6 protein-coding genes are annotated in these 6008 nt (G+C 68.4%); all 6 read right to left on the bottom strand.

Annotated elements, in window-relative coordinates:
- A partial coding sequence (locus tag AC1D15_RS15290; RefSeq protein ID WP_477826638.1) for an ABC transporter ATP-binding protein occupies positions 1 to 822 on the bottom strand: 822 nt, incomplete at its 3' end.
- Complete coding sequence (locus AC1D15_RS15295; RefSeq protein ID WP_465110950.1) at positions 819 to 1811, bottom strand: ABC transporter ATP-binding protein; 993 nt, start codon at positions 1809 to 1811, stop codon at positions 819 to 821. The genes AC1D15_RS15290 and AC1D15_RS15295, both read right to left, overlap by 4 nt.
- A 2-nt stretch (positions 1812 to 1813) precedes the next feature.
- Positions 1814 to 2725 (bottom strand): ABC transporter permease, encoded by a 912-nt coding sequence (locus AC1D15_RS15300; RefSeq protein WP_047500250.1) that lies wholly within the window; start codon positions 2723 to 2725, stop codon positions 1814 to 1816.
- Complete coding sequence (locus AC1D15_RS15305) at positions 2722 to 4290, bottom strand: ABC transporter substrate-binding protein (RefSeq protein WP_477826639.1); 1569 nt, start codon at positions 4288 to 4290, stop codon at positions 2722 to 2724. Before AC1D15_RS15305 ends, AC1D15_RS15300 begins: the two co-directional genes overlap by 4 nt.
- Before the next feature lie 76 nt (positions 4291 to 4366).
- Positions 4367 to 5584, bottom strand: a complete 1218-nt coding sequence (locus AC1D15_RS15310; RefSeq protein WP_156154626.1) for a M20 aminoacylase family protein — start codon at positions 5582 to 5584, stop codon at positions 4367 to 4369.
- Positions 5584 to 6008 (bottom strand): ABC transporter permease (locus AC1D15_RS15315; protein ID WP_477826640.1); only part of this gene is annotated, 425 nt, incomplete at its 5' end. The genes AC1D15_RS15310 and AC1D15_RS15315, both read right to left, overlap by 1 nt.

The following is a 6008-nucleotide window of genomic DNA, read 5'->3' on the forward strand; positions in this document are numbered from 1 at the left end:
GGCCCGCCCGCTCATCGCGATGTCCGGAATCGCATCCAGCAGCATGCGCGTGTACGGGTGCCGCGGCCGCGCGAAGAGCTCCGCCTTCGGCGCCAGCTCGACGACGCGGCCGAGGTACATCACGCCCACCTGGTCGCTGACGTGCCGCACCACCGCGAGGTTGTGCGAGATGAACAGGTAGGTCAGCCCGCGGCTGCGCTGCAGGTCCTTCATGATGTTGAGCACCTGGGCCTGCACCGAGACGTCGAGCGCCGAGGTCGGTTCGTCGCAGACCAGGAACTCCGGCTCGGTGGCCAGTGCCCGTGCGATCGAGATGCGCTGCCGCTGCCCGCCGGAGAACTGGTGCGGGAACTTCTCCATGTCCCCGCTCGCGAGGCCGACCGACTGCAGCAGCTCGCCGACCTTGGCCTTCAGTTGCGCCCGGTCGGTGATCAGCCCGTGCTCGGTCAGCGGCTCGGCGACGACCTGCTGCACCTTCCAGCGCGGGTTCAGGCTTGCGAACGGATCCTGGAAGATCATCTGCATGCGCCGGCGCAACGCGGCCGCCTCCTGGCTGGCCAGCGTCAGCGCGATGTTCTTGTGGCCGAAATGCACCTCGCCGGCGGTCGGCGCCTGCAGGCCCACCAGCAGCCGCGCGACGGTGCTCTTGCCGCAGCCCGATTCGCCCACCAGCGCGAGCGTGGTGCCACGTTCGATCGAGAAGCTGACGCCGTCCACCGCATGCACCTGCTGGCGCGGCTTGCGCTCGATCACGCGGTTCAGCCACGGCGCCGAGACGTCGAAGGTCTTCACCAGGTCGCGCACTTCCACGAGCACGTTCATGGCGTGGCCCCTGCGACGGCTGCCACCGACCTGTCGTGAAGCCAGCAGGCGGCCCGGGTCGCCCCGGCTTCGAGCAGGTCGGGGCGTTCTTCACGACAGCGCCCGAAGGCCTTCGGGCAGCGCGGATTGAACGCACAGCCGGGCGGAATCGCGTTCAGCCGCGGCATCGCGCCGTCGATCTGCAGCAGGCGCTCGCGGTCGAGGTCCATCGCGGGGATCGAGCCCATCAGCCCGGCGGTGTAGGGGTGCGCCGGCGCATGGATCACGTCGTTCACCGGGCCGATCTCGGCCACGCGGCCGGCGTACATCACCGCGACGCGGTCGCAGGTCTCGGCGATCACGCCCATGTCGTGCGTGACCAGCATCACCGCCGCACCGTGCTCCTTGCACAGCCGCTTCAGCAGCGAAATGATCTGCGCCTGGATCGACACGTCCAGCGCGGTGGTCGGCTCRTCGGCGACGATCAGCTGCGGGTTGCCGGCCAGCGCGAGCGCGATCACCACGCGCTGGCGCATGCCGCCGGAGAACTGGTGCGGGTACTGGTCGATGCGCGCCTCGGCGGCCGGGATGCCGGTCTCCTTCAGCAGCTCGATCGCGCGCTGCCGTGCCTGCGCCGCATCGAGCGGCAGGTGGGTCCGGATCGTCTCGACGAGCTGGCGGCCGACGGTGAACAACGGATTCAGCGAGGTCAGCGGATCCTGGAAGATCGCGCCGATGTGCTTGCCGCGCATGCGGCGCATCTGCTCGTACGGCAGGTTGTCGATGCGCCGGCCCTGGAAGCGGATCTCGCCGGACGCCACGCGGCCGGGCGGGTCGAGCAGGCCGATGATCGCGGCACCGGTCAGCGACTTGCCGGCCCCCGATTCGCCGACCACGCCGAGGATCTCGCCGGGCGCGATGTCGAACGAGACGTCGTCGAGCGCCACCAGCGTGCCGCGCCGCGTCGGGAACTCGACGCGCAGGTTCTTCACTTCAAGCAAGGCGGTCATGGTCAGCGCAATTTCGGGTTCAACGCATCGCGCAGCCAGTCGCCGAGCAGGTTCACGCTCAGCGCGATCATCACCAGCATCGCGCCGGGGTAGAGCGTGATCCACCACTCGCCGGAGAACAGCAGGTCGTTGCCGACACGGATCAGCGTGCCGAGCGACGGCGAGGTCGGGGGCACGCCGACGCCGAGGAAAGACAACGTGGCCTCGATCAGGATCGCCGACGCCACCTGGATCGTCGCCAGCACCATCACCGGCCCGGTGACATTGGGCAGCACGTGGCGCCGCATGATGCGCAGCGTCGGCACGCCGATCACGCGCGCCGCCTGCACGTACTCCTTGTTGCGCTCGACCAGCGTCGAGCCGCGCACCGTGCGCGCGTACTGCACCCAGCCGGTCAGCGAGATCGCGACGATCAGCACCGCGAACGCGAGGCCTTCGTGCGCATTCGGGAACACCGCCCGTCCGATGCCGTCGATCAGCAGCGCGACCAGGATCGACGGGAACGACAGCATCACGTCGCACAGCCGCATGATGAAGGCATCGGTCTTGCCGCCGACGAAGCCGGCCAGCAGCCCGAGCGACACGCCGACCGCGAGCGACACCAGCACCGAGGCGACGCCCACCAGCAGCGAGATGCGCGAGCCGTACATCAGCGCCGACAGGATGTCGCGGCCCTGGTCGTCGGTGCCGAGCAGGTATTTCGAGCTGCCTTCGGGCAGCCAGGCCGGCGGCAGCCGCGAGTCGGCAAGCTCCAGCGTGGCAAGGTCCATCGGGTTGTGCGGCGCGACCAGTTCGGCGAACAGCGCGCAGAAGATGCAGGTGAAGGCGACGACCGCGGCCACCATCGCGGTCGGCGAGCGGCGGAAGCTGTACCAGAGGTCGCCGTCGAAGAACCTCCGCAGCGCCGACTTCATTTCACGACCACCCACTTGTAGGGCATGAAGTTGTCGGGCAGCTGGACGATGTCGACGTTCTTCTTCATCGCCGAGGCGAGCGCCTGCTGGTGCAACGGGATGTGGCCGACGTCGTTGGCATGCAGCTCGAACGCCTCCTTGATCATCGCGTTGCGCTTCGCCTGGTCGGTCTCGCTCTGGATCTTCAGCGTCAGCTCGTCGACCTTCGGGTTGCTGTACGAGCCGAGGTTGAACTGGCCCTGGCCCTTGTCGGTCGGCGTGGCCATCAGCGAGGTCAGCGCGTTGTGGGCGTCGTAGGTGCTCGGCGTCCAGCCCAGCAGGTAGAAGCTGGTGTCGCGGCGCAGGATCTTCGGGAAATAGGTGTTCTTGGTCTCGGTCTGCAGGTTCACCTTCACGCCGATGCGTGCGAGGTTGGCGGCCACCGCCTGGCAGATGTCGGCGTCGTTGACGTAGCGGTCGTTCGGGCAGTTCAGGCCGACCTCGAAGCCGGCCGGGTAGCCGGCCTCGGCCAGCAGCTTCTTCGCCGCGTCGACGTCATACGGCAGGCGCTTGTTCTGCTCCGGCGTGAAGCCGCGGATGCCCGGCCCCACCATCAGCGCCGACGGCAGCGATGCACCGCGCATCACGCGGTTCCTGATCGTCTCGATGTCGATCGCCTGGTAGAAGGCCTGGCGCACGCGCTTGTCCTTGAACGGGTTCCTGCCCTTGACGCTCGAGAACTGCAACTCGTCGCGCTTCTGGTCCATGCCGAGGAAGATCGTGCGCAGTTCGGGGCCCTGCGACACCTTCAGGTTCGGCGACGACTTGATGCGATCGATGTCCTGCAGCGGCACCGGCTCGATCACGTCGACTTCGCCGGACAGCAGCGCCGCGACGCGCGTGGGAGCGCTGCCGATCGGCGTGAAGATCACCTCGTCGACATTGCCTTCGACCTTGCCCCACCAGGTGCCGTTGCGGACCAGCACGGTGCGCGCCGACGGCTGGCGCTCCTTCAGCCGGAACGGGCCGGTGCCGTTGGCCTTGAAGCTCGCGGTGTTCTCGATGCCCTTGCGGCGATCGACCGGGATCACGGCCTTGTTGTCCTCGCACCACTTCCTGCTCATCATGAAGACGTTGGTCAGCACGTCCGGCAGGATCGGGAACGGCGCGAGCGTCTCGATCTCCACCGTCAGCGGGCCGACCTTGCGCACCTCCTTGAAGGGCGAGGTGTAGCTCTGCATGTCGGAGCCCTCGCCGGCCGCGCGCTKCASCGAGAACACCACGTCGTCGGCRSTGAACGGCGTGCCRTCGTGGAAGGTCACGCCCTTGCGCAGCTCGAAGCGCCACACCGTCGGCGAGGTCTGCTTCCACTCGGTGGCGAGGATCGGCGCGAGCGCGAGCTTCTTGTCGCGGCCGATCAGCGGCTCGTAGACGTTGCCGGTGAAGGTGAGCTGCAGCGTCTCGTTCAGCGAATGCGGGTCCATCGACTGCGCATCGCCCTGGTTGGCGACGCGCAGGGTCACGGCACCGGCCATGCCGCACGACAGGAACAGCGCAGCCGCGAGCAGGGTGGGTTTCAGCTTCATCGTGGACTCCTTGGGGGATGAACGAACGTCGGGGTGGCGCGGCGGCCGGCAGCGCGGCCGCGGCAGGTGGAGGCGGCTACAGCGGCATCGCGCGCTCGACCAGGGTCGCGAGCAGGGCGCTGCCGAGCGGAAGGATCTCGTCGTTGAAGTCGTAGCGCGTGCTGTGCAGGAAGCAGCCGCCCTCGCCGCCCTGCCCGATGCGCAGGTAGGCGCCGGGGCGGGCCTGCAGCATGAACGAGAAATCCTCGGCGCCCATGCTCGGCACGAGCTCGCGCACCACCTTGTCCTCGCCGACCAGGCTCGCTGCGACATCGGCCGCGAAAGCGGCCTCGCGCGGCGTGTTGATCGTCGCCGGGTAGACGCGCTGGTAGTCGAGGCTCGCGGTCGCGCCGAAACCGAGCGCGACCGATTCGGCGAGGCGGCCCAGGCGCTCCTCGATCAGGTCCTGCACTTCGCGCTTGAACGTGCGCACGGTGCCCATCAGCTTCGCCTGGCGGGGGATCACGCTGAACGCGCCCAGGTCGCCGGCCTGCATCGCGCACAGGCTCACGACGGCGCTGTCGAGCGGATTGACGTTGCGCGACACCAGGCTTTGCGCCGCGGTGATGATGTGCGCGGCAACCAGCACCGGATCGATCGCCATGTACGGGTGCGCACCGTGGCCGCCGCGGCCGTTGACGGTGATCTCGATGCGGTCGGCGGCCGCCATCATCGCGCCCATGTTCAGGCCGATCGTGCCGGGCTGCATGCTCGGCCAGTTGTGCATCGCGTAGACCGAATCGACCGGGAAGCGGTCGAACAGGCCGTCGTCGATCATCGCCTTCGCGCCGGCGAAGCCTTCTTCGCCCGGCTGGAAGATCAGCACCGCGTCGCCGGCGAACTGCCGGGTCTGGGCCAGGTAGCGCGCCGTGCCCACCAGCATCGCGGTGTGGCCGTCGTGGCCGCAGCCGTGCATCAGGCCCTGGGTGGCAGATCGCCACGGGAAGTCGTTCTCTTCGCGCATCGGCAGGGCGTCCATGTCGGCACGCAGGCCGATGGCTTTCGCGCCATGCGCACCAGCCGGGCGGCTGCCGCGGATCACGCCGACCACGCCGGTCTTGCCGATGCCGGTGTGGACCTCGTCGACGCCGCACACGCGCAACGCCTCGACCACCTTGGAGGCGGTGCGCACCTCCTCGAAACCCAGCTCCGGGTGGGCATGCAGGTCGCGGCGGAACGCCATCAACTCGGGCTGCCAGCCGGCCAGCCGCTGGTAGGCACCCGACGCGGCCAGGGGGGCAGATTCGCGCATCATCAGTGGGCTCCTGCCGTGCGCTCGACGCGCAGGCGCGGGTCGACGGCAAAGTAGAGAAGATCGACGACCAGGTTGATCACGACGAAGATCAACGCGATCAGGCAGAGGTAGGCGGCCATCACCGGGATGTCGGCGAACGTGACGGCCTGGATGAACAGCAGCCCCATGCCGGGCCACTGGAACACCTGCTCGGTGATGATGGCGAACGCGATCAACGCGCCCAGCTGCAGCCCGGTGATCGTGATCACCGGCACCAGCGTGTTGCGCAGCGCATGCGAGAAATAGACGACCCGGTTCGGCAGGCCGCGTGCACGCGCGAACCGGATGTAGTCGGCCCGCAGCACCTCGAGCATCTCCGAGCGCACGAGCCGCATGATCAGCGTCAACTGGAAGGCCGCGAGCGTGATCGACGGCAGGATCAGGT

It is taken from the genome of Rhizobacter sp. P2_H2 (assembly GCF_056403375.1).

Bases quoted from the DNA above. Each gene is read 5' to 3' on its own strand.
- AC1D15_RS15300 (WP_047500250.1), bottom strand. From the start codon at position 2,725: ATGAAGTCGGCGCTGCGGAGGTTCTTCGACGGCGACCTCTGGTACAGC.
- AC1D15_RS15310 (WP_156154626.1), bottom strand. From the start codon at position 5,584: ATGATGCGCGAATCTGCCCCCCTGGCCGCGTCGGGTGCCTACCAGCGG.